The sequence below is a fragment of the Saccharothrix lopnurensis genome (assembly GCF_042658445.1).
In the GTDB taxonomy this organism is placed as follows: Bacteria; Actinomycetota; Actinomycetes; order Mycobacteriales; family Pseudonocardiaceae; genus Actinosynnema; species Actinosynnema lopnurensis.
Window position 1 is genome coordinate 37627 of sequence record NZ_JBHSQO010000036.1, and the last position, 22259, is coordinate 59885.

Annotated in this window: 19 protein-coding genes, 2 pseudogenes and 1 CRISPR repeat array; of the genes and pseudogenes, 8 read left to right on the forward strand and 13 right to left on the reverse strand. The window is 73.8% G+C overall.

The annotated features are described in order from the left end of the window. The coding region (locus ACFP3R_RS27340; RefSeq protein WP_465269999.1) for a hypothetical protein at positions 1–188 on the forward strand (188 nt) is incomplete at its 5' end. Positions 189–313: 125 nt separating this feature from the next. Here ACFP3R_RS27340 and ACFP3R_RS27345 read toward each other — a convergent pair. From ACFP3R_RS27345 to ACFP3R_RS27375, 7 genes and pseudogenes are all read right to left on the reverse strand, one after another. After that, complete coding sequence (locus ACFP3R_RS27345; RefSeq protein WP_380639763.1) at positions 314–1183, reverse strand: SDR family NAD(P)-dependent oxidoreductase; 870 nt, start codon at positions 1181–1183, stop codon at positions 314–316. Further along, positions 1180–1779 (reverse strand): TetR/AcrR family transcriptional regulator, encoded by a 600-nt coding sequence (locus ACFP3R_RS27350; RefSeq protein WP_380639765.1) that lies wholly within the window; start codon positions 1777–1779, stop codon positions 1180–1182. The genes ACFP3R_RS27345 and ACFP3R_RS27350 overlap by 4 nt, the downstream gene beginning before the upstream one ends. Positions 1780–2193: 414 nt before the next feature. After that, the gene (locus ACFP3R_RS27355; protein WP_380639767.1) at positions 2194–3096 is read right to left on the reverse strand and encodes a phosphatase PAP2 family protein; all 903 of its coding nucleotides are present in this window, start codon (positions 3094–3096) and stop codon (positions 2194–2196) included. A gap of 134 nt (positions 3097–3230) precedes the next feature. Further along, positions 3231–3653, reverse strand: a complete 423-nt coding sequence (locus ACFP3R_RS27360; protein WP_380639769.1) for an ROK family protein — start codon at positions 3651–3653, stop codon at positions 3231–3233. A 37-nt stretch (positions 3654–3690) separates the two neighbouring features. Continuing rightward, positions 3691–3930, reverse strand: a pseudogene (locus ACFP3R_RS27365) (ROK family protein); the annotation flags it as partial. Further along, positions 3845–4393, reverse strand: a complete 549-nt coding sequence (locus tag ACFP3R_RS27370; protein WP_380639771.1) for a hypothetical protein — start codon at positions 4391–4393, stop codon at positions 3845–3847. The gene ACFP3R_RS27370 and the pseudogene ACFP3R_RS27365, both read right to left, overlap by 86 nt. A gap of 425 nt (positions 4394–4818) precedes the next feature. Further along, positions 4819–5944: a CRISPR direct-repeat array (repeat unit 28 nt; unit sequence GGACCACCCCCGCTCGCGCGGGGAGCAC). A 559-nt stretch (positions 5945–6503) separates the two neighbouring features. Further along, entirely contained in the window at positions 6504–7097 is a 594-nt protein-coding gene (locus tag ACFP3R_RS27375) for an iron transporter (RefSeq protein WP_380639772.1), read from the reverse strand. A 345-nt stretch (positions 7098–7442) separates the two neighbouring features. Between ACFP3R_RS27375 and ACFP3R_RS27380 the strand changes: the two genes are divergently transcribed. Both ACFP3R_RS27380 and ACFP3R_RS27385 read left to right on the forward strand, forming a co-directional pair. Continuing rightward, on the forward strand, positions 7443–9962 hold the full coding sequence (locus tag ACFP3R_RS27380; protein WP_380639774.1) for a molybdopterin oxidoreductase family protein: 2520 nt from the start codon (positions 7443–7445) through the stop codon (positions 9960–9962). Beyond that, on the forward strand, positions 9962–10429 hold the full coding sequence (locus ACFP3R_RS27385) for a hypothetical protein (RefSeq protein ID WP_380639776.1): 468 nt from the start codon (positions 9962–9964) through the stop codon (positions 10427–10429). The genes ACFP3R_RS27380 and ACFP3R_RS27385 overlap by 1 nt, the downstream gene beginning before the upstream one ends. Before the next feature lie 63 nt (positions 10430–10492). Here ACFP3R_RS27385 and ACFP3R_RS27390 read toward each other — a convergent pair whose 3' ends face one another. Beyond that, the gene (locus ACFP3R_RS27390; protein WP_380639778.1) at positions 10493–11158 is read right to left on the reverse strand and encodes a TetR/AcrR family transcriptional regulator; all 666 of its coding nucleotides are present in this window, start codon (positions 11156–11158) and stop codon (positions 10493–10495) included. 108 nt (positions 11159–11266) lie between these two features. Here ACFP3R_RS27390 and ACFP3R_RS27395 point away from each other — a divergent pair, with 108 nt between their 5' ends. Then, positions 11267–12202 (forward strand): SDR family NAD(P)-dependent oxidoreductase, encoded by a 936-nt coding sequence (locus ACFP3R_RS27395; protein WP_380639780.1) that lies wholly within the window; start codon positions 11267–11269, stop codon positions 12200–12202. Between the two features lie 91 nt (positions 12203–12293). Here the strand turns inward: ACFP3R_RS27395 and ACFP3R_RS27400 are convergent. After that, a pseudogene (locus ACFP3R_RS27400) lies at positions 12294–12872 on the reverse strand (serine hydrolase domain-containing protein); the annotation flags it as partial. Between the two features lie 4 nt (positions 12873–12876). On the opposite strand from ACFP3R_RS27400, the gene ACFP3R_RS27405 reads away from it, so the two are divergent. Beyond that, positions 12877–13098, forward strand: coding sequence for a hypothetical protein (locus ACFP3R_RS27405; RefSeq protein ID WP_380639782.1), 222 nt, complete (start codon positions 12877–12879; stop codon positions 13096–13098). A gap of 67 nt (positions 13099–13165) precedes the next feature. On the opposite strand, the gene ACFP3R_RS27410 is transcribed toward ACFP3R_RS27405, so the two are convergent. The 3 genes from ACFP3R_RS27410 to ACFP3R_RS27420 form a co-directional block, all read right to left on the reverse strand. Continuing rightward, a complete protein-coding gene (locus ACFP3R_RS27410) occupies positions 13166–15169 on the reverse strand; it encodes a diguanylate cyclase domain-containing protein (protein ID WP_380639783.1) in 2004 nt (667 codons plus the stop codon). A 194-nt stretch (positions 15170–15363) separates the two neighbouring features. After that, positions 15364–16200 carry an SAM-dependent methyltransferase gene (locus ACFP3R_RS27415; RefSeq protein ID WP_380639785.1) on the reverse strand — a complete coding sequence of 279 codons (837 nt, stop codon included), beginning with the start codon at positions 16198–16200 and terminating at the stop codon, positions 15364–15366. Positions 16201–16625: 425 nt separating this feature from the next. Continuing rightward, a complete protein-coding gene (locus ACFP3R_RS27420; RefSeq protein WP_380639787.1) occupies positions 16626–17429 on the reverse strand; it encodes a DUF4394 domain-containing protein in 804 nt (267 codons plus the stop codon). 119 nt (positions 17430–17548) lie between these two features. Between ACFP3R_RS27420 and ACFP3R_RS27425 the strand changes: the two genes are divergently transcribed. Both ACFP3R_RS27425 and ACFP3R_RS27430 read left to right on the forward strand, forming a co-directional pair. Further along, positions 17549–18082: a sigma-70 family RNA polymerase sigma factor gene (locus ACFP3R_RS27425; protein ID WP_380639789.1), complete on the forward strand. Its 534-nt coding sequence runs from the start codon at positions 17549–17551 to the stop codon at positions 18080–18082. After that, positions 18079–18726 carry an anti-sigma factor family protein gene (locus tag ACFP3R_RS27430; protein ID WP_380639791.1) on the forward strand — a complete coding sequence of 216 codons (648 nt, stop codon included), beginning with the start codon at positions 18079–18081 and terminating at the stop codon, positions 18724–18726. The genes ACFP3R_RS27425 and ACFP3R_RS27430 overlap by 4 nt, the downstream gene beginning before the upstream one ends. Before the next feature lie 171 nt (positions 18727–18897). Here the strand turns inward: ACFP3R_RS27430 and ACFP3R_RS27435 are convergent, their stop codons facing one another. Continuing rightward, positions 18898–19680 (reverse strand): IniB N-terminal domain-containing protein, encoded by a 783-nt coding sequence (locus ACFP3R_RS27435; RefSeq protein ID WP_380639793.1) that lies wholly within the window; start codon positions 19678–19680, stop codon positions 18898–18900. Positions 19681–19910: 230 nt separating this feature from the next. On the opposite strand from ACFP3R_RS27435, the gene ACFP3R_RS27440 reads away from it, so the two are divergent. Next, a complete protein-coding gene (locus ACFP3R_RS27440) occupies positions 19911–22199 on the forward strand; it encodes a helix-turn-helix transcriptional regulator (RefSeq protein WP_380639795.1) in 2289 nt (762 codons plus the stop codon). Positions 22200–22259: the final 60 nt, after the last annotated feature.

Sequence of the window (22259 nt, forward strand, 5' to 3'; positions counted from 1 at the left end):
GGCCGACACCCGAATTCCGGCCGACACCCGAATTCCGGCCGACACCCGAATTCCGGCCGACACCCGAATTCCGGCCGACACCCGAATTCCGGCCGGCGGCCGAATTCCGGCCGGCGGCCGACCCTGCGGGCGGCCGACCTCTGCTCGGCATCACCTCGGTCGGGACGGCGTCGGCTCGGGCCGGCTGATCGGGATGTCGGTGCTCGGCAGCCGGCCGCCGCGGAGGACGGCCACGTCGACGAGGTCGGACCCGGTGGCTGCGACGCGGGCGGTGTGACGGCCCAGGCTCGGCCCGACCGTGCCGACGCGACGGTCATGCCGTGGCTGCCTTCGGTGAGAGGCGGCGCAGGTTGGCGGCGAGGATGCGGTCGAGTGCGCGGTCCGACAGGACCGGACCCAGGCGCATGATCAGGGCGGCATCCCGGCCGGCGGTGTAGCGGGTGCGCGGTCTGCGGGTCGTCACGGCCTTCGCGATGACCCGGGCGGCGGCGTCGGCGGTCAGGCCCGACGCGGTGCCCGAGGCCATCAACTCGTTGTTCGCCTGGACCAGGCCGCCGTAGCGCTCCTCCTGCTCGGGTGTCATCCTGGCCGCCAGGTCGTTGGCCGTCGCGATCCCGCGGGCGGCGATCTGCGTGCGGACGCCGCCGGGCTCGACCACGACGACCTGCACGCCCAGCGGTGCGACCTCGCGGCGGAGTGAGTCGCTGACTGCTTCCAGGGCGAACTTCGCGCCGGCGTACGCGCCGTAGGTGGCCATGGCGTACTTGCCGCCGATCGAGCTGATGTTGACCACGCGACCCCTGCTGCGCAGCAGTGCCGGCAGGAGCGCCTGGGTGACGGCGATGTGGCCGAACAGGTTGACTTCGAACACCCGCCGCCACTCGGCCATCGGCAGGGTTTCGACCGGGGCGTTCACCTGGGTGCCGGCGTTGTTGACGAGTGCGTGCAGTGCGCGCGGGTCGTCGGCGACCCGCGCGGCGAGCGCCTCCACGTGCTCGGGCTCGGTGATGTCGAGGATGACCGGCTCGACGCCGGTCGATCGGATGGCGTCGGCGTCGCGGTCGCGTCGCACGCCGGCCAGGACGTGGAACCCCCGCCGGGCCAGTTCGCGGGCGGCTGACGCGCCCATGCCCGTGGAGGCTCCGGTGACCACGACCAGCTTGTGCATTTCAGTCGACGTCATGGTGTGTCCAGTTGTGGGGGTCGGTCGGCTGGGCCGAGGACAAGGGCGATCGCGAGGTGGATGTGCCGGGCCCGGTCGCCGGGCGGGACGGTGAGCTGCTTGACGCCGGCCGCGACGGCGAGCAGCTGGAAGGCGAGGTCCTCGGCGGAGACGCCCGGGTTGCGCTCCGGCGCCCCCTCGGCGCGGAGAACGTCGGACACCGCCTCGACGACGAAGCGCTCCAGGTCGTGCAGGAGCGAGTCCCCCGACGTGCGTGCTGCGGCGAGGAGTTCGTGCACCGCGTCGCCGGTCGCCGTGGCGGCGGGTCCGTGCAACGCGGTGAAGGCGCCCATCAGCCGCTCGTGCGCCGGCAGGTCCGCTCTGGCCAGTTCCCGGGCGACGGCGGCCTGGGTCTGGGCGACCACGCGCTGGAGGCCGGCGTGGAAGAGCTGCTGCTTGTTCTTGAAGTGCAGGTACAGGCCCTGGCGGGAGAGCCCGGCCGCCTTGGCGAGGTCGTCCATGGAGGTCTTGCGCAGGCCGAAGCGCAGGAAGACCGGTATCGCGGCGTCCGCGATCTCCTCACTGCGCGACAGCGCCCGCCCGCTCTGGCTCGTCACGCGGGCACCTGCGCTTCCCGCAGCCCGGGGGGCGAGTGGTCCATGCCCGTGTTCGTCGCCCCGCGGCCGGCGCGCCGGCCGCGTCCTGGGCCCGTACGTCCCTGCGCACTGCTCACGGTCCGCGCCGTCATCACACTCCTCACCAGGCTTTGGGCAAACTTTACACATTGAGACTAATCTGTCTATATCGGCAAGTGGGGGTTCGAGGGCGACCGCGCCGCGGTCCACGCGCACGACCGTGCCGGGCACCGGCTGCCGGACGGGTCCGCCCGCAGTGGACCCGATCGCCGGCTGGTGGTCGGGGAAGCCGCCGCAGGGGCCGGACAGCCCGTTTCACCCGATCGTGGTCGACGTGGAGACCGGCGTCCGGGAACGCGGCGCGACCGTCACCTCCGCGGCGCGCGCCGCGCGCCGTCAGGTCGCCAGCCGTCGCCAGGAGATCAGGAACACCAGGGCCGCGATGAGCGATCCGGCCGAGGCGAAGGACCCGGCGCCGAGGTAGGTGTTCCACTCGTAGTCGTGGTCCCGCACCACGCCGGCCAGGCCGACGCGGGCGAGCGGCACGCCCCACAGGACGCCCCCCAACGCCAGTCCGACCACCGCCGACACACCGGCGAACGCCCCGATGACAACCCGGCCGACCCGACGAGGACCCTCGTAGCGGTGCAGCCCCCCGCGCCGCGCCAGCCACCACGACGCGAGCGCGGCCAGGGCCAGGGCGATCGCGTCCGCGGCGAGGGTGTCGCTGAGCCGGTGCCACTTCGCGGTGAGCGTGTACTGGCCGATGCCCACGGCCCACGGCAGCAGGATCAGCATCACCACGCCGCGCCAGCGGTGAGGCACCACGATCACGGCGGCGAACAGGACGGTCATGGCGATCGCGGTGTGCCCGCTGGGCAGGCTGTTGTGGGTGTAGTCGCCCGCCACCTCCACCAACGGGGGCCGGACGAGCACGAACCGCTTGAGGCCCTGGACGACCACCTGGCCGAGCACGACCACGCCGACCGCCGCGACCGCGAGGTCCCACCGCCGCCGCAGCACGCCGACCAGCGCGATCAGCACCACGGCCGCCACCAGCGAGTAGACGGTGATCTCGTCCAGCGCCCGCCACGCCTCACCGGCCTGGGCCGCGTCGGCCTGGTCCGCGCCGCGCAGCGCGGCGTTCTCCAACTCCTGGCCCTCCACCGTCCACACGGCGAGCACGTAGACCAGCGCCGCCACCCCGGAGGCCGCGACCGCGATCACCGCCCACCGCCGGGGCCGGATCGGTGCCGCGACCCGCTCCGACCGCCGGTCGGCCTGTTCCTCCGTTGCCACACCCACACCTCCGCCACCGCGATCGGAGGTCCATCATGGAGCGACCCGGCGTCCGCCGCCCGGCGATGGCCTCGACGCCTCACGCCCACCGGGACAGCCCTCCGCCGCACCGCACGAGCGCTGAGCGCGAACGGTCACGGGGCGCCGGCGGGCACCGGCCGTGTCCCGTCCTCGGAGCGACCGCGGCCGAGTACCAGCCCGCTCCGCGGGACGAGGACCACCCCGCCGATCGCGGCCGCTTCCGACCCGTTCACCGACGGCACCACCCGGCCGGGTGGTGCCGCGCGGGCGAACAACCGGTGGTCCGGCTCCTGCCGGACCACCGCTTGGTGGATCGGGCCCGCCACCGCGAAGCTCTGCCCGGCCGGGACGATCGCGCCCAGGTCGAACAGGACCGCCACGGTGACCGCGGCGTGACCGGGGTGGCGCGCCGACCGCTCGACGAGTCCGCGGGCCTCGGGATCGCCGGCGTTCGCGGCCGCCGCGATCCGCGCGAACTCGGTCAGGAAGTCGTCGGCGGCCGGGTCGAGCGCCAGCCGCCGGGCGAGGTCCGGCATCGCCGGCGCCTGCCGGACCAGGGCCGACGTAGTTCTCCAGGCACCCGACGTCGCCGCACGGACCCTCGTCACCGCGGACGTCGATCGAGATGTGGCCGATCTCCGCGGTGTTCGACGTGCTGCCCCGGCACACCTCGCCGGAGACCGCCACCCCGCCGCCGATACCGGGGAGGCGGGTCGGCCCAGGAGGATCAGCAGGTGCCGGTGTGGTGTTTGAGGGCCAGGAGTTTGTGGCGGTACATGCGGCACAGGGCGACCAGGAGGTGGACCTGCCCACCGGGGCCCAGTGGTCGCAGCCGCTCGACGAGGTCGTCGGGACCCAGGTCGGCACCGGTGGCCAGGCGCTGGTTGAGGATGGTGCGGGCGAGGTCGTGCTCGCGGTCGCCGATGGCCAACCCGTCGACATCGCGCAGGTCGTAGGTGTCGGGCAGCGGGAACCGGACGAGCGCCTCGGGATAGCGGGCCACCATGAGCTGCACGACGACGTTGACCAGGTGCGACACCAGCACCGCCGCTCGATCCGGGTCCTCCAGCATCACCGACAGCTCGTTCACCGTCACCGTGTCGGGGTCGAACGCCGGTGGCGAGTCGATGTCGACGTCGAACCGGTGCAGGGCCAGGGTGATGTTGTCCAGCACGCGCTCGGGATCGACGAACACGCGTTCGGGGCGACCGCCCTCGACACTGGCCCGCGGGTGCCACGGATCGAGGAACTCCCGCACCGCCGCTTCTCCGTACACGCCTGGATCGGGTAAAGGCCCTCCTGCACGGGGGGACTGCTCCACCACCCTGCCTCCTGTCGGATCGCCGCCGGGGCACCGCTGCTGTGTCGTCGCGGCCCGGCGGCAGCGTCTGCGGTTGTCCCCGCCGGTGTACCCGCTACCGGCCGGTACACGACAACGAACCTGCGGATCGAAGCCCGCCGAGGTGCCTCCACGACCGGCCGTCGGCGACACCCCACACCGGTCACCGCGGAACCCACCTGCACCGTAGGACCCGCTTGTCCCCAGATCGCACCGACGAACCGGTTTCCGTGAAACCGGTCGCAGAGGCGCCGACCACCCCTGACCGTTCTCGATCCTTGACCATCGGGGCTGGCAGCGGTGGGACCGCCTCGCTCGCGCGGGGGGCACGACCCAAGGTGCCCCCACCGACGAGTCCGCCCGGACCACCCCCGCTCGCGCGGGGAGCACGCCGACCTGCCCGGCATCGTCGCCGGTCAGGTGGGACCACCCCCGCTCGCGCGGGGAGCACGCCGTGCTGACCGGCAACGGCGGGCGTCCGGACGGACCACCCCCGCTCGCGCGGGGAGCACGCACCGAGCTGCTGTCGGACGTCGGTGGTGATGGGACCACCCCCGCTCGCGCGGGGAGCACGGCTTCGACGCCGCACAGCGCCACCTGCTGGCGGGACCACCCCCGCTCGCGCGGGGAGCACGAGTGGCAGGAACCCGGTGAGGGTCCGGGCCGGGGACCACCCCCGCTCGCGCGGGGAGCACGTCTTGGTCAGCAGCACGGCCGTGGTGGGCGGGGGACCACCCCCGCTCGCGCGGGGAGCACTCCAACCCGGCCATTGTGGACGTCGCGGTCGGAGGACCACCCCCGCTCGCGCGGGGAGCACTTCAACGACCGCCCGGAGAAGCACGTCAAGAAAGGACCACCCCCGCTCGCGCGGGGAGCACAACACGAACGTCAACCTCATCATTTCCTGGGTGGGACCACCCCCGCTCGCGCGGGGAGCACCGCAAGCCCCGCCGACCAGACCCCACCGGCGCCGGACCACCCCCGCTCGCGCGGGGAGCACGTCGGTCAGGGCCTCCCGGACGGTCGCGAAGTAGGACCACCCCCGCTCGCGCGGGGAGCACCGCCGTCGCATGGCGCGGAGGTCCGCGGTCAACGGACCACCCCCGCTCGCGCGGGGAGCACCGGGGCTGCGAGTTGCCGTTGTCGGTCGCCGTCGGACCACCCCCGCTCGCGCGGGGAGCACCTCGCTAGCTGGCTGACCGCCTACTCGGACGACGGACCACCCCCGCTCGCGCGGGGAGCACGCGTCCCTGGCCGCCAAGCGGTGCTGGGAGCAGGGACCACCCCCGCTCGCGCGGGGAGCACAGCCCGGAGGGCCTGGACGCCGAGCTGCACCTGGGACCACCCCCGCTCGCGCGGGGAGCACCCCGTTGCCTACGAGGCTGGCGTACCCACCCGGGGACCACCCCCGCTCGCGCGGGGAGCACTGGGCGATACCGGTGGCCGCGTCGCCCAACGCCGGACCACCCCCGCTCGCGCGGGGAGCACACTTCTTGACCAGGGACTTTACAAGCCAAGGTGCGCGTTTTCATTCGGTTTGTTTCAGTCTCGTATATCGGTGATCGTCTTATTCTCCCAGAGACGAGACGCCGACGATGCGCGGACCACAAGGCTGCGTTGGTGGGGACCACGACGTCGTGAGCATCGCTCCTGCTCGCCTGGGGACACCGCCAGCCACGCTGTCTGCCGATGGACGGGTGCCGGACCGCAGAATCCGGCTGACACGGACCAGACGGTCTTTCGGCTGCATCCCTATCCCATCCCCGTAGCGCTGGTTGGGTGCAGGCCCGACTCGAACGCGTCGGAGGCTGGGGCTTCTTCTCGTATTCCTGTTGTAGTGCCTGTTCGCGTCGGTGTGTTCCACCCCCACGGCAGGTGCCGAGTGGTGAAGCTCCGCGAACCGGCCGCCTGTGGAACGGGAACGCGGCGAGCAGCGCGGGTGTCCTGTCCGCCGCAGTGCCAGGTGTGCGAGCAGGCGCGCCGCGACCCGCTCACCGCCGTGCACCGAGGCCCGATACCGCCAGCGCAAACCCAACGGCACCAACTTTCACCCGGCGGGGGTTCCCTGCGCGCGGGGCTGGGCTTCGGGGCTGGGCTTGCGGCCGGGGTTGAAGGGGACGGTCAGGAAGGCTACCTCGACCGGGTGCTCGTAGCGCTTGCCGTTGATCGGGTCGTGGCGCATGAACTGCGGTGGGTCGATGTGGACCTGGACGTCGTAGTCACCCGCCCCGGGCATGGTGAAGTTGGTGCCGTAGTGGTAGAGGAACGGGTGCCACAGGAAGGGCAGCGTCGTGTCGAGCACCTTCTCCCCACCGGAGGTGACGGTGACGGTCACGTCCAGGCCGGGCACGAAGCGGCCGTCGGAGGCGTCGGCGACGGCGATCTCCAGGTGGCCGTTGGCGTCTTCGGGCGCCTCGTGCCAGGCCAGGTGCCCGTCCTGGAGTGCGTACATGCCCTCGGCGTCCTCCTGCACCAGCGCCACCAGGAACTCGCCCGCCTGCTTGATCACCGCGCCGGACTCCTCGCGCATGGCTTCGAGGGCCTTGCGGTAGGCGGCGCCCTCGGCGCGGGCCACGTCGAGCTGACCGGGGTCGGCCTCGTTGCTCGCGTCCATCGGCGGGGTGCTGCCGGGTGTGCTCATCTGCTCTCCTTCGCGTCGTGCGTCGTCGAAGTGCCGGGCTCGGGGCGTCGCGGTCGGCTCCGCCGGGAGGACCCGACGCTGGAGACCGCGATCCCCGCCGCGACGGCCGCCGGTGGCCTACCCGTTCGGGCGGGTTCCATGCGCCGTGCGATCGCACCTCACCCCCATGGGCAAGGGCGTCACGCGTCCGTCGCACCACCGTTCGGCGTGGTGCCGCCGGCGGGCCACCCGGGGGAGGGCTCGTGGCGGGTGCGTGACCGGCGACCCCGGACGGCCCGGCGAAGCGGCTCGGGACGCCCCGGCCACCCTCGACGGGCAGTTCCACCCGACAGGTAGCACAGTGGGGTGATGGACCGGATCGCTGACATCTGGGGACCGCGCACCCCCCACGCCAAGGGCACGGTGTGGCCGGCCAGGGTGGACCTCCACCTCACCGACGGTGTGTCCGAGGACGAGGTGGACCGGTGGGTGCAGAGCGCCTGCGTGCTGTGCAGCAACGGCTGCGGCTGCGAGATCGCGGTCAAGGGCGGGCGCATGGTGGGGATTCGCGGCCGGGCCACCGACGTGGTCAACCACGGGCGCCTGGGGCCCAAGGGCCTCTACGGCAGCACGCCGTGGGCCTCGTCGCCCGATCGGCTGACCCGTCCGCTGGTGCGCGAGGCCGGCCGCCTGGTGGAGACCGACTGGGGCACCGCGATGGGCCGGGTCGTGGAGGTCTCGAAGCGGCTGCTGGCCGACAAGGGGCCGCTGACCCACGGCTTCTACACCACCGGCCAGATGTTCATCGAGGAGTACTACGCCCTCGGTGTCATCGGCAAGGCGGGTCTGGGCACGCCGCACATGGACGGCAACACGCGCCTGTGCACCGCGACCAGCGCGGCGGCGTTCAAGGAATCCTTCGGCGCCGACGGGCAACCCGGCTCCTACACCGACATCGAGCACTGCGACGCGATCTTCCTCTACGGCCACAACATGGCCGAGACCCAGACCGTGCTGTGGATGCGCGTCCTGGACCGCACCCGCGCCGCCGACCCGCCGACCGTCGTGTGCGTCGACCCGCGCCGCACCCCGGTCGCGCTGGAGGCCGAACGCACCGGGGGAGTGCACCTCGCGCCCAGGGTGGGCACCAACCTGGCGCTGATGAACGGCCTGACCCGCGAGCTGTTCGTCAACGGTTGGGTGGACGAGCGGTGGGTGGACGCCCACACGCTGGGCGTGGCGGACCTGCGCGCCACGGTGGAGCCCTACACCCCCCGGGAGGTGGCCCGCACCTGCGGCATCGACGCCGACGACCTGCGCCGGGCCGCCCGGATCTTCGGCCGGAGCCGTGACGTGCTGTCCACCGTGCTCCAGGGCTTCTACCAGTCCCACCAGGCCACCGCGTCGGCCGTCGCCGTGCACAACCTGCACCTGCTGCGCGGGCTGATCGGCCGGCCCGGCTCCGGCATCCTCCAGATGAACGGCCAGCCCACCGCTCAGAACAACCGCGAGTGCGGCGCGGACGGCGACCTGCCCGGCTTCCGCAACTGGGACAACCCGCGCCACGTGCGGGAACTGGCCGACCTGTGGAACGTCGACCCGCTCACCATCCCGCACTGGGCCCCGCCCACCAACGCCATGCAGATCTTCGACTACGCCGAGGAGGGCAGCATCGGGCTGCTCTGGATCGCCGCGACCAACCCGGCCGTGTCGATGCCCGAGTCCGCCCGCATCCGCCGCATCCTCGGCGGCGACCGGTGCTTCGTCGTCGTGCAGGACCTGTTCCTCACCGAGACCGCCCGACTGGCCGACGTCGTGCTGCCCGCCGCCGGGTGGGGCGAGAAGACCGGCACGTTCACCAACGTCAACCGCACCGTGCACCTGTCGGAGAAGGCCGTCGACCCGCCCGGCGAGGCCAGGAGCGACCTGGACATCTTCCTGTCGTACGCGGCGGCGATGGACTTCCGCGACAAGGAGGGCGCCCCGCTGATCACCTGGCGCACCCCGGAGGAGGTCTTCGACGCCTGGCGCGAGGCCACCCGCGGCCGACCGGTCGACTACACCGGTCTGTCCTACACCAGGCTGCGCGGCCCGACCGGCATCCCGTGGCCCGTCAACGACCAGGCCCCGGACGGCACCGATCGGCTCTACACCGACGCGGTGTTCCCCACCGCCACCGACGAGTGCGAGACCTACGGCCACGACCTGCTCACCGGCGCGGCGGTCACCGAGCAGGAGCACCGGGCCCTGCGACCCGACGGGCGGGCGTTCCTCAAGGGCGCGCACCACACACCGGCGCACGAGGAACCGGGCGAGGACTACCCGCTGCTCTACACGACCGGCCGCACCGCCTACCAGTTCCACACCCGCACCAAGACCGGCCGCTCCCGCTCGCTGCGCGACGCCGCGCCCGACGCCTGGGTGGAGCTGTCGGTCTCCGACGCGGCCGACCTCGGCATCAGCGAGGGCGACGTGGTCCGGGTCGAGTCGCCCCGCGGCGCGATCCAGGTCAAGGCCCGCGTCGGGCAGGTCGTGGCGGGAGCGGTGTTCGCCCCGTTCCACTACGGCTCCTGGGACCTCGACGACGCCGACCCCCACCGCCACTCCGGCCAGGCCAACGAGCTGACCATGACCGTCTGGGACCCGGTGTCCAAGCAGCCCTGCTTCAAGACCGCCGCCTGCCGCGTGGTCAAGGTCCGCGACGGCGACGGCCCCGCCCCGGCGCCCACCACCGCCGCGTCCGCACCCGCCGGCGACGGGGTCCCGCCCACCGCGGGCGGGGCGCCCACGACCACCCGGCACGTCGACACGCCGCACTACCCGAACGACCCGGCGGCGGGCACCTCCGGTTCCGCACCGGTCGACACCGCCGCCGGGGGCCGGTGATGCACCTGAACACCTACCTCGGCCTGGCCCACCGGTCCGAGCAGACCCTCGCCGACTCCTTCCGCGTCGTCGGGGAGGGCCACGCCAGGCACCCCGACGTGCTGTTCACCTGCCGAACCCTGGCCGCCTTCAGCGACGACCACGTCACGCGGCTCGGCCCGGTCGTGCGGCGCTACGGCGACCAGGGCCACGGCGACGTCGAGGAACCCGAGCGCCTGCACGCCGCCGGCCTGGCCGAGGTCCGCTCCGGCCCGGTGGGGCTCCTGCGCGACCTCCAGGACCTCCACGTCCTGGGCACCCTGGTCCTCACCACCTGGACCGTCATCACCCAGGCCGCGCAGGGGCTGCGGGACGTCGAGCTCCTGCGGATCGCGCAGGACGCCGGCGGCGGGACCTCACGCCAACTGGCCTGGCTCACCACCCGGATGAAGGCGGCCGCCCCGCAGGCGCTCATCGTCGCGACGTGACCGCCGGATCACCGTCCCGAGGTGCGGCACCACCGCGGTGGAGGTGGCTCGGTGCGACACGGGTCAGCGGCGGGGTAGCACGCCCAGGAGGGTCGCGGTCAGGGCCAGCTTCAGGTAGTCCCCCAGCTCCAGGTGGAAGCGGGCCAGGTCGGGCTCGGCCCGGTAGGCCGCCTGCAAGCTGGGCGGGGGTGTGCCGTACGCCGACAGCGCGCCGGCCATGACCACGGTTTGCAGGCTGAACAGCGTCGCGTTCTCGCCCAGCTCCGGCAGGTACTCCTGGAGCAGGGCGGTCATGGTCGTCAGGCGTTCCAGGGAGGCGCGCTTGTAGCGCGCCACGACCTCGACGGAGACGTTGTGCTCCAGGACGCTGCCCTGTGCGCCGAAGAGCTCGCACAGCACCACTCGGCCGGAGAGCGAGCGGCTGAGGACCCCGGCCACCGCTGTCGCCCGCTCGCCCATGGGCAGTTCCCGGTCGACGCCGGCGGCCAGCTCGCCCGCCAGTTCCGTCAGCCACTCCCGGAGGAAGTGGTCCAGCAGTTCCAGCAGCACCGCCTCGCGGGACTCGAAGTAGCGCAGCACGTTCGGCTTGGCCAGGCCCACCCGGCGGCTGAGCTCGTTCAGGGTGACCGCGGCCACGGGCATCTCGTCGAGCATCGCCGACGCCGTGTCCAGGATCGCCCGTCGGCGGATCTCCCGCTGCTCCTCGGTGCGCGCCCGCTGGAAAGTCACGATCGCCAGCCTAACTTGAGTACCTGCGGTACGTTGACAACGTACCGCAGGTACCTTATGGTCGTCACTACAAGATACCTCCGGTACTTTAGTGGTGGGGAGCCTGGCATGGACGAGAAGTGGACGACGGCGGACATCCCGGACCAGCGCGGGCGGGTGGCCGTGGTGACGGGGGCCAACACCGGGCTGGGGTACGAGACCGCCAAGGCGCTCGCCGAGCACGGGGCGTCCGTGGTGCTCGCCGTGCGCGACGTCGAGAAGGGCGGGCGGGCCGCGGCCCGCATGACCGGTGACGTGACCGTGCAGGCGCTGGACCTGACCTCGCTCGACTCCGTCCGGACCGCGGCTGCCGCGCTGCGGTCCCGGCTGCACCGGATCGACCTGCTGGTCAACAACGCCGGCGTGATGTACACCCCGAGGCAGACCACCCGGGACGGCTTCGAGATGCAGTTCGGCACCAACCACCTCGGCCACTTCGCGCTCACCGGGCTGCTGCTGGACCTGATGCTGCCGGTGCCCGGCTCGCGCGTGGTGACGGTCAGCAGCACCGGCCACCGCATCCAGGCCGCGATCCACTTCGACGACCTCCAGTGGGAACGGTCCTACAACCGGGTTGCCGCCTACGGGCAGTCCAAGCTGGCCAACCTCATGTTCACCTACGAGTTGCAGCGCCGGCTCGCCGCGCACGGGACCACCGTCGCGGTGGCCGCGCACCCCGGCATGTCCAACACCGAACTCGCCCGCAACACCCCCGCGGCCCTGAGGCTCCCGCTCACCCGGCTCGCGCCGCTGATCACCCAGACGCCGGCGATGGGCGCGCTGCCGACCCTGCGCGCCGCCACCGACCCGGCCGTGCTCGGCGGCCAGTACTACGGCCCCGGCGGACGCAACGAGGTCATGGGCCACCCCCGGCTGGTCACCTCCAGCCCGAAGTCGTACGAGGTGGCCGTCCAGCAGCGGCTGTGGGCCGTTTCCGAAGACCTCACCGGGGTGAAGTTCCCCGCCGTCCGGGTCGGCGAGGCCCGACCAGCGGCCGCACGGTGATCCCGAGCGGGCCCGTCACCCGATCGAGACGGGGGCGCCGCTGCTCCGGCCGGCAGCCCACCGCCACGTCGGTGGGCTGCCGGCCGGAGGATCAGCGGATGTCGGCGAGGAGCCGGTAGGCGGTGGGGATCAGCGGGAACCGCCGGTGCGCTCGCCGGCCGGCGAGGGCGACCACGGCGGTGGCGGTGGCCGGTCGGAAGCCGAGGAAGGTGGTGTGCCCGAAGGTGGCGCCGGCGTGGAAGTACAGCGCGCCGCGGTCGTCGTGGTGGATGAACCAACCGAGGCCGCGGGACTCCCCGGGCGCCGGGTGCGGCACGGGTGCCCGCACGGCGTGCAGGGCGTCCGCCAGGGCGCTGCCGGCCGGGTCCGGGTGCGCGGCCAGGTAGGTCAACAGGTCGTCCGCTGTCGAGCGGACCGCGCCCGCCGGGGCGAACCCGTCCATCCGCAGCTGCGGGACCGGGCCCGAGCGGGGCAGGCGACCCGGCGGGCTGGGGTGGGTGTCGGTGTCCGTCAAGCGCAGCGGGGCCAGGACGCGAGAGGTGAGCAGGTCGTCGAAAGCGGTGCCCGTGGCGTGGGCGAGGGCGTGGCCGAGCACCGCGTACCCGAGGTTGGAGTACCGCCAGGTGCCGACGTTCCTCGGTCGCGTGCGGGCGAAGGCGGCGAGCACCCGTTCGGTGGAGTGGTCCGTGGAGGAGGGCCGGGTGCTGGTCGCCCTCGGCGCACCCGCCGAAGTCCTGACGTCCTACCGCCGGGCCCTGGGGCTCCAGCAGCAGCTCGACGACGACGTGCGGCAAGCCGCCGTGCTCGACGCCACCGGCGAGGCGTACCAGGTGTTGGACCGGCACGACGACGCCACCGGGTTCCACCGGCGCGCGGCGGGCGCCCCGGCGACCTGACCCGGGTCGACCGGACGACCCCGACCCCCGGGCGGCGGCCCGGGGCAGGGCCCGGCCGCCGACGTCCTCACCGCGTCGTCCCCGGCAGCCGGGTGCCGGGCACACCGAACGGTTCGCCGATGTGGGGACCGGTGAACAGCGCCGCGCCGCGGGTGGACCACGCTCGCGCTTCGGCGGCCGACGCGATGCCGTCCACCGCCACCTCGGCGCCGGCGTCGCGGAGCAGGGGCACGAGGTGCGCCGCCGCGTCGATGTGCCGGTGCCGGGTCAGGGTGGGGGAGAGCCGGACCACCGCGATCGGCAGGTCCTCGACCAGCGGCAGTTCCTCCGGTGCGAGCCGGAACCCGTCGAGGGCGGCGCGGACGCCCAGGCCGGCGAGCGCGTCCAGGTTGTCCGCGGCCGTGCTGTTCGACGCGACGGCGTGCGTCGGCATGGCCAGCGTGAGGTCCGGGGCCGGCAGACCGGTCTCGTCGAGGGCCCGCCGGACCTTTCCCACCAGGTCGGCGTCGGCGGACTGGTGCGCGGTGAGCGTCACGAGCAGCGGGACGCCGGTGCCGCGGCGGCGACGCCACCACCTGTGCTGCTCGGCGGCGGTGCGCAGCTGCCACCCGACCATGGTCACGCTCAGGCCCGTCGGCTCGGCGTACGCCATGTGGTCGTCGAGCGCGGCCGGCCGGTCCCAGCGCAGCAGGGCTTCGACCATCGCCAGGCCGCCGGTCGAGCTGTGCACGGGCCGGTGCCGCACGACCGTCTCGCCCAGCTCCCACGCGCCGGGCATCTCCGTCGCGGCCACGAGGGTCGTGCGCTCCGCGATGTCCTGGCCGGAGTGGTAGAGCGCCCACTGGCCGCGCCCGTTCGCCTTCGCCCACCGCAGCGCCTGCCCGGCGCGGCGCAGCACCTCGTCCGGGTCGGTGTCCGGCGGCGGCCGCAGCACGAGGCCGGTGCCGGCCGTCAGCGCGAGCCCGGCACCGTCCACGAAGGTCGGCTCCGACAGCTCCCGGTTGACCACCTCCACGATCGCCGCCGCGTCGGGGGTGTCGGCCGTGTTCTCCACGATGATGCCGAACTCGTCGCTGTCCAGGCGCGCCACCAGGGCGTCGTACGGCGACAGCGCGTCCTGCAACCGCTGCCCGACCACCCGCAGCAACCGGTCGCCCGCGTGGTCGCCCCGCACGCTGCACATCAGGCCGAAGGCGTCCAGGTCCACGCGCAGCACCGTCACCCCGTGCGCGGGGTCGGCGTGCCGCAGCGCCTCCTCCAGCCGCGTGCCGAAGTACTGCCGGTTCGGCAGGCCGGTGCGCACGTCGTGCAGGGCCTGCCGGTGCAGCTCGCGCCGCAGCAGCGCCAACTCGGTGCTGTCCTGCACGACCGCCACGAAGCTGCCCGGCGCGCCGCCAGCGTCCCGCAGCAGGGAGATCCGCATGGTGATCCGTGCGACGTCCCCGTTCGCGCGCAGCAGCCGGTAGGTGCCCACCGCGCGGTCGACCTCGCCGGCGCGCAACCGGTCGGTCGAGTGCCGGAGCTCCGCGGTCGAGTCGGGGTGCACCAGGTCGTACAGGACCGTGCCGGTCAACTCCGCGGAGGGTCGGCCGAGCGTGTCTCCCGCCGCGTCGTTGGCGCGCGACACCCGCCCGTCGGGGTCGAGGACCAGTACGCCGCTCGCGGAGGCGGAGACCACCTCGTCGAACCTCGCCTCGCTCTCGACCAACCGCCGCGCCGCGTCGCCCACTGCCTTGACCAGCGCCGATCGGGCCCTCTCCTGCTGGTCGAACTGCGCCTGCCGCTCGGCGTCGAGGAAACCCGCCGACAGCACGCCCAGTCCGGTGGCGATCCGCGCGGCGTAGCGGGCGGTGTCGGCGAACTCCGGCAGCCCGAGCAGGCCCGGACCCACCACCTCCGCCGTGGTGCGCAGCCCGGCCGCGCCGAGGTAGCCCAGCGGCACGAGTGCCGCGCCGACGGCCTCCAGCGCGGCGGCGTCGACGGGATCGGTGTGCAGCGCGGCGCAGATCGAGTCGAGTCGTTCGACCAGCACGGCGTCGAGCTGGTCGCGCGACAGCGAGACCACCACCACGCGGCGCAGCCTCGACGACCACGTGCGCGCGAGCAGGTGCCGGGCGCGGACCGGGTCCGGGTCCGGGTCGTGCGGTCTCGCGGGTCCACCTCTCCGGGGTGCGTCCCTGTGGGGCGCGTCCCTGTGGGGCGCGTCACCGCGGAACCCCCGGGGTCGACGCCCGTGGTGACCGGGGTCCGTCGGCGGAAGCGCCGTCATCGGGTTTTGCGCCCGACCCCGGCGTAGAACATGATGTGCTCGGCCGGTCGGCCGCCCACCTCGACGGGGTAGGACGGGCGCCATTCCGGGCAGTCCACCAGTCCCGGTGGCACCAGCTCGAAATCCCCGAACATGCGCAGCACGTCGGCGTGGCCGCGCTCGGTCAGCTGATCGGGACTCTTGCTGCGGGTCAGCACCCGCGCGGTCTCGGCCACCCCGCGCTCGTCGCGGTCGCCGGTGATGTGGGTGATCGCCAGGTGACTGCCGGCCGGCAGGTGGTCCCGGTACCGCCGCATCAGCCCGTGCGGGTCCCACTCGTCGGGCACCCAGTGCAGCATCAACAGCATGAGCAGCCCGATCGGCTCGTCCCGGCGCAGCAGGCGGCGGGCCGCCGGACTGCCGAAGATGCCGTCCACGTCGCGCATGTCGGCGTGCACGACCCCCGTGCGGTCGTTGTCCGCCAGGATCAGTTCGCTGTGGGCCACGGCGATCGGGTCCCGGTCGACGTAGACGACGCGGGCGTCGGGGGCGACGGCCTGCGCCACCTCGTGGACCGCGGACACGGCGGGGATCCCGGAACCGATGTCGAGGAACTGGCGGACACCCGCGTCGACCATGTGCCGCACCGCCCGACCGAGGAACGCCCGGTTGGCGTGCGCGCCCGAGCGCAGACCGGGCATGGTCGCCTCGATGCGCGCCCCCAGCTCGCGGTCCACGGCGAAGTTGTGCGCCCCGCCGAGGACGAAGTCGTAAGCACGGGCGATGCTCGGTACCTCTGTGTCGACATCCTGCGGAACCCAGTACGGACGAACCACTACAAAGCCCTCCACCATCGGATGAATGACAGAGTGTAGTCACCCACACACAGGTGTTCGATAGGCCCCATTGAGGGAACAGAATTCCCCGTAAAGACGAATAGGTGTCGAATTGAAATCACTCTGCGTGGTGCCGGGCCAGCGCCGCCCGACGCCGTCGACCGCGTTCCCGCCGCGCGGCAACGCCCCGGCCCCCGCCGGGGACCTGTCCGGTGCCTCCCGGCCCGCCGTCGTCCGCGTCTTTCGGCCTGCGGGCCCCTGGCGGCATCGGACTTCAGGCCGGCGCGCCACCTGGTCGGGGTGGGGATGAGGCCCCGTTGCCGATGGGCGGGTGCGCGCACCCGCCCATCGGCGTTTTCCCCGATCCCCGCCGGTCGCTCCCGAAGCCCCGCGGCCGGGTCGGCTCGACCCGACGCCCCGGACACCGGCGGTGTGCGTGCCGGTCAGCCGGTGAAGGCCAGGCCGACCACCTCGTCCAGGCTGATGCCGACCAGGCGGGTGCGGCCGGTGTCGAGGTCGATCCGGTAGACCTTGCCACCGGAGGCGGCCAGCGCCCGGCCCCCGGGCGAGATGTCGAAGCCGTTCGCCGCGGAGATCCGCGTGCCGAGCCCGCCGACGGTGAACAGCTGTCCGGTGTTGGGGGACACCACGGGCGTGACCCCGGCGCGGGTGCCCTGGGTGGCCAGGACCCCGCGGGCGCTGTCGAGCACGTAGAGCGTCGTGCTCGTGGCCCCGGCGACGCTGTTGGTGTAGCCGGCCGCCGCGACCTTCGCCGTCGCGCCCGGGGTGGCGTGGGCGATCGGGCCGTCGGTCGCGGCGACGGCGCCGGTGTCCGGGTCCAGGCGGAGGTTCCGACCGGTCGCGGTGACCAGGCGGATGCGGTCGACGGTCGGGTTGAAGTCGAAGCCGACCGGGGCGGCGTCGAGGGCGACCGGCGCGCCGACCCCCGTCGCCTGACCGGTGCGCGGGTCGACCCGGTAGAGCTTCCCGGACCTGCCGATGCCGTAGAGCTCCCCGGTGGCGGGTCGCACGTCGATGCCGGTGAGCCGGTCGTGCCGGTCCAGCCCGCGCACGCGCACGCGGTGGCCGAGCAGCGGCAGCGCCGATGAGCCGGTGACCAGGGTGCCGTCGGCGGTGAGCAGGTGGACGTCGCCCCGGTCGCCGGTCGCGTTGGCCGTACCGGTGGGGCCCAGTGCCCCGGCCAGGGCCAGGGCCGCGGTGAGGGCGGTCAGTCGGATCGCGCGCATGGACTCCTCCTGTGTGTTCGGTTCGCCCCGTGTCTACGACCGGCGTGCGGGTCCTGTTGAAGGACACCCGAACGAAATCGGCGGCTGTCACGTACGCCCAACGAGAGAAGGGCGGGCGGATGACCGGGCACCGCGAGGTCGACCTCGGTGCGGAGGACGGGGTCCGGGCGGCCTACGCCGCCCACGGACCCGAGCTGTACCGGTACGCGCTGAGGCAGGTGGACGACGAGGGGGTGGCGCAGGAGGTCGTCCAGGAGGTGTTCCTGAGGGCGTGGCGCTCAGCCGACCGGTTCGACCCGGAGTTGGCGAGCCTGCGGGTGTGGTTGTTCGCGATCGCCCGCAACCTGGTGCTCGACCACCTCCGCCGGGTTCGCCGGCGCCGGCCGGCGGAGCACCACGGGGCGCTCGTCGACGCGGCGTCGGCCGACCTGGGGTTCGCCGATGCCGCACTGGACCGGTGGCTGGTCGAGGAGGCGTTGCGCAGGATCAGCGCCGACCACCGGTTCGCGCTGGTGGAGACCTACCTGCGCGGCAGGTCCTACCCCGAGGTGGCCGCCGAGCTGGGGGTGCCGCAGGCGACGTTGAGGAGCAGGGTGTACTACGGCATCAAGGCGTTGCGCCTGACCCTGGAGGAGATGGGGGTGACCCGGTGAGCGGCGACCCGTTCCGCGAATCGCTGGGCGCGTTCGTGCTGGGGCAGTTGGGCGAGCCGGAGCGGATCGCGGTGCAGGCCCACGTCGACGGCTGCCCGGCCTGCCGTGCGGAGGTCGCCGACCTGCGGCCCGCGGTCGAGTTGCTCGGCCTGGCCGACCCGAGCCGGGTGTCCGACGCGCCGGCGGTCCCCGCCGGCCTCGGGGAGTCGGTGCTGGCGCGGATCCGGGCCGAGCGCCGGCCCCGCCGCGCGCCCCGTCGTGCCGCGCTGGTCGCGGCGGCGGTGCTGATCGCGGTGTCGGCGGGCGGCATCGGTTACGCGGTGGGACGCCCGACGGCGCCGCTGGAGCCGGTCGCGGTCGCCGGCTCGGCGCCGGGTGTGTCCGCGCGTGCGGCGCTCGTCCCGCACACGTGGGGCATGGAGATCAAGCTGGAGGCCACCGGTTTCACGCCGGGCCGGGCGTACCGCGTGCTGGTGCGCGACCGCGCCGGCCGGCAGTCGCCGGCGGGCGGGTTCGTCGGCACCGGGACCGTCCCGATGACGTGCAACCTCAACAGCTCCGTGCTGCGCCGCGACGCCGCGGGGTTCACCGTGCTCGACGCCGGGGACGCCGGGGGCGCCGTGGCGCTGGCGGCCGACTTCTGACCGGGCGTGGACGCCGGGGGCGACCCGCACCGTCCTCGCCGAGCCGGTCCCCGCACCGTCGCCCCCGCCCCGGCCGAGAACCCCGCACCACGGGGGCGTGCCCGTCGCTGCGGGACGGGTGCGGGGTCTCGGCCGGGACGGCGGTCGCGCGCGGGTGGGCAGCCCGCGGCGTCAGAAGGCGATGTCGTTGTCGTTCAGCACGCCACCGAGGTCGACGTGGCCGAGGGCGTCGGACACGTCGGTGATGCTGCCGACGTTGGCGATGTCGCCGACCTTCGTGGTGACGTCGCCGATGTCGGCCACGTCGCCGAAGTGGACGATGTCGCTGAGCACGTCGCCGGTCTGGGCGATGTCGTGCAGGCCGGTGGTGCTGTCGGTGATCCCGGTGATGTCGGCGATGTCGGTGACGTCGCCGGACAGGACGTCGTCGACACCGAGGTCGCCGGTGTGGAGGGTGGTGACGTCCCCGACGACGTCGGTCACCCGGGCGGTGTCCAGGACCTCGGTGTCGACGATGTCGGTGACCCCGGTGCCCGCGGACAGGTCGTGCACGGTGTTCAGCACGTCGGCGTCGAGGTCGTCGACCAGGTCGACGCCCAGGTCACCGGTCAGGTGGTGCGCGGCGGCCGCGACGCCGGACAGGGCGGCGGTGGCGCTGTTGTCGTCGACGCCCTGTCCCAGCGCGTCCCGACCCAGGTCGACCGAGCCGGCGCCGATCAGGTCCAGCGCCTCGTCGAGCGAAACGCCGGACAGGGTCGAGTCGAGGTCGCCCAGGCCGCTGGACGGGGCGTAGTCGAGCACCAGCGGCAGGACCTCCCGCACGTCCAGCGGGCTCAGGTCACCCAGGCCGGCGCCCTGGAGGGTGGCCTGCGGGTCGCTCTGGAACGCGGACCGCGTCGTCGGGTCGGTCAGCAGGGTGAGCGTGAAGTCGTGCAGGGTCTGGACGGGGTCCATCGATGTGCTCCTGAGCGTTGTCCTCGGCTTGCCCGGACAACGCTAGGTGCGATCCGGCTTCATCACATCGGGTATGAGCCCTAGTCCGCTCGATGGTCATCCGATAGGGGAGTGGGTTGCGTTGCGTTAGGGGGAGGGGGTCTTCGGCCCGCATCCCCCCGGTGGTGAACCGGATCGAGGGACACGGCGAATGCCGGAGACACCGACTCGACGAGGAGGCGCCCGGCCGCATGTCGTCACCGGACACCAGCCCGATGGTCCTCGACCCCGTGGTCGAACGAGCGTGGGAGCGCGTCGACGAGGCGCGGCACGTCGTGCTCAGCGGCCCGGCCGGCTGCGGCAAGACGGCGCTGCTCTCCACGTTGGGCGACCGGTTCGCCGTGGTCGACGACGCCGACCGGGCGCCGGGGGAGGTGCTCGCCGGGCTCACCCGCCGGGTTGCCTCCGGCGCGGCGGTCGCCGTCGCCCACCGGCCGTTCCACCGCAACCCGGAGCTGAGCGTGCTGCTGGGCGCCCTGGCACCCCCGGTGCTGCGGGTGCGGTGTGGACCGCTGCGGCGCGCCCAGGTCGCGCGGATGCTCGCCCGCACCGGTTCGACGCCGGCGGCGGCCCGGCTCGACGCGGTGTACGAGCAGACCGCGGGGGTGCCGGCGTTCGTGGAGCTCGCCGTGTCGGCGGATCCGGTGGGGGCGTTCGGGCCCGTGCTCGACGCGGTGGGCGTCGACACCCGGAGGCTGGTCCTGGCCTTGGCCCTGGGTGCCCCGCTGGACGACGACCTGCTGGGCGAGGCCCTGGGCGTGGGCGGCGACGCCCTGGTGTTCGCGGTGGAGGAGGCGCGGTCGGTCAGCGCGATCCGCGCGGACGGTGCGGTCGTGCCGATCGTCGCGCACGCCTGTCGGGCGCTGGCCGACCCGCGGGAACGCGCCGCGGTGCTGCGGGCCCTGGTGCGGGAGCAGCAGCGGCGCGGGCTCCCGGTCCGGGGGCTGGCCGAGTCGGTGCTGGACGCCCCGGTCGTGACCGCGCGCCAAGCCGACCTGATGCTGGACGCCGGGCGGGAGGCACTGCGCGACCGGCCCGACCTCGCGCAGCGGTTCCTCGCCGCGGCGGCCCGCTCGGGTGCGCCGCCGGAGCGGTGGGCACCGGGCGCGGCCCAGGCCCGCGTGCTGACCGGCGACCTCGACGGCGCGCTGAGGGTCGCCGACGAGGTGGCGGGCACCTCCGCCGGTGCGGTCGTCACCGCGGTGGTGCTGGCGCGGCGCGGCGAACTGGCCCGTGCCGCACAGCTGCTCGCCTCCGCCCGGGGTGCCGATGCCCGGCACATCGCCGCCATCGGCCACGCGGCGACCGGGTCGTGGCGCACCGCCGCCGAGCTGCTGGAGGAGCAGTTCACGGCGACCGCCCTGCCCGACACCGTGGGCCGGGCCATGGCCCGGGGCGTGCTCGACTCGGTGACCGGCGCGCCCACCGACGCGCTGTCGGCCCTGATCTCCGCCGCGCACACCGCCCACGCCCTGGACCGGCCGCTGCTGCTCCCCGACACGCCGACCGCGCTCGCCGCCCAACTCGCCCTGCACCTGGGGGAGTTCGAACCGGCGGAGGCCCTGCTCTCCCGGGTCCGGGCCCGACCGGAGGACACCTCCACCGCCCGGCACCGGCTCCTGGACGCCCACCGGCACCTGCTCACCGGCGACCACGCGGCCGCGGCCGACGCCCTGCCCGACGCGCGGGGACTGGAACCACGTGAAGCGCTGCTGGCCGCCGCCGCGCGCGTCGGACTGGCGCGTCGGGCGGGGGACCTGCGCGCCGTGGACGACGAGTGGGGACGGGCGTACCAGGCGCTGCTGGCCCAGCCCGTGGACCTGCTCACCCTGCTGCCCCTGGGAGAACTCGCCGTCGCCGCCGCCCGCCTGGGCCGGTGGCACCACGTGGAGGCGCACCTGGACCAGGCGTGGGACCTGCTCGACCGCTGCGGGCACCCCGCGTCGTGGTCGGTGCTGCCGCACTGGCACGCGATGCAGGCCGCACTCGTGGCAGGTCGCCGTCCGGCGGTGCGCGACCACCACGAACACCTCGTGCGCCACCGCGACCGCACCACCCTCGGCAAGGCGCTCGCACCCGCTGCCGACTGCTGGGCGACCCTGGTCGACGGCCACGTCGACGTGGCCGTCGTCGACCAGGCGGCGAAGGCCCTGCACGCCGCCGGCCTGCGCTGGGACGCCACCAGGTTGGCGTGGCAGGCCGCCATCCGCACCACCGACCGCGCCGCCATCACCCGCCTGCTGGACATCGCGCGACAACTCGCCGACCACACCGCCGGCACGACCGCCGGGGTGCTGAGCGAACGCGAACGGCAGGTCGCCGAACTCGTCCTGGAGGGCCTGACCTACCGGCAGATCGGCAACCGGCTGTTCATCTCCGCCAAGACCGTCGAGCACCACGTCACCAAGATCCGGCACAAGCTCGGCAGCCGGAACAGGCGCGAACTGGTCGGCGACCTCGACGACCTCCTGTCCCGGTGAAGCTGTCCCGGTGAAGAACCGGCGCGGCCGACCGGCTCCCCCGACACCGGATTCCCCCGC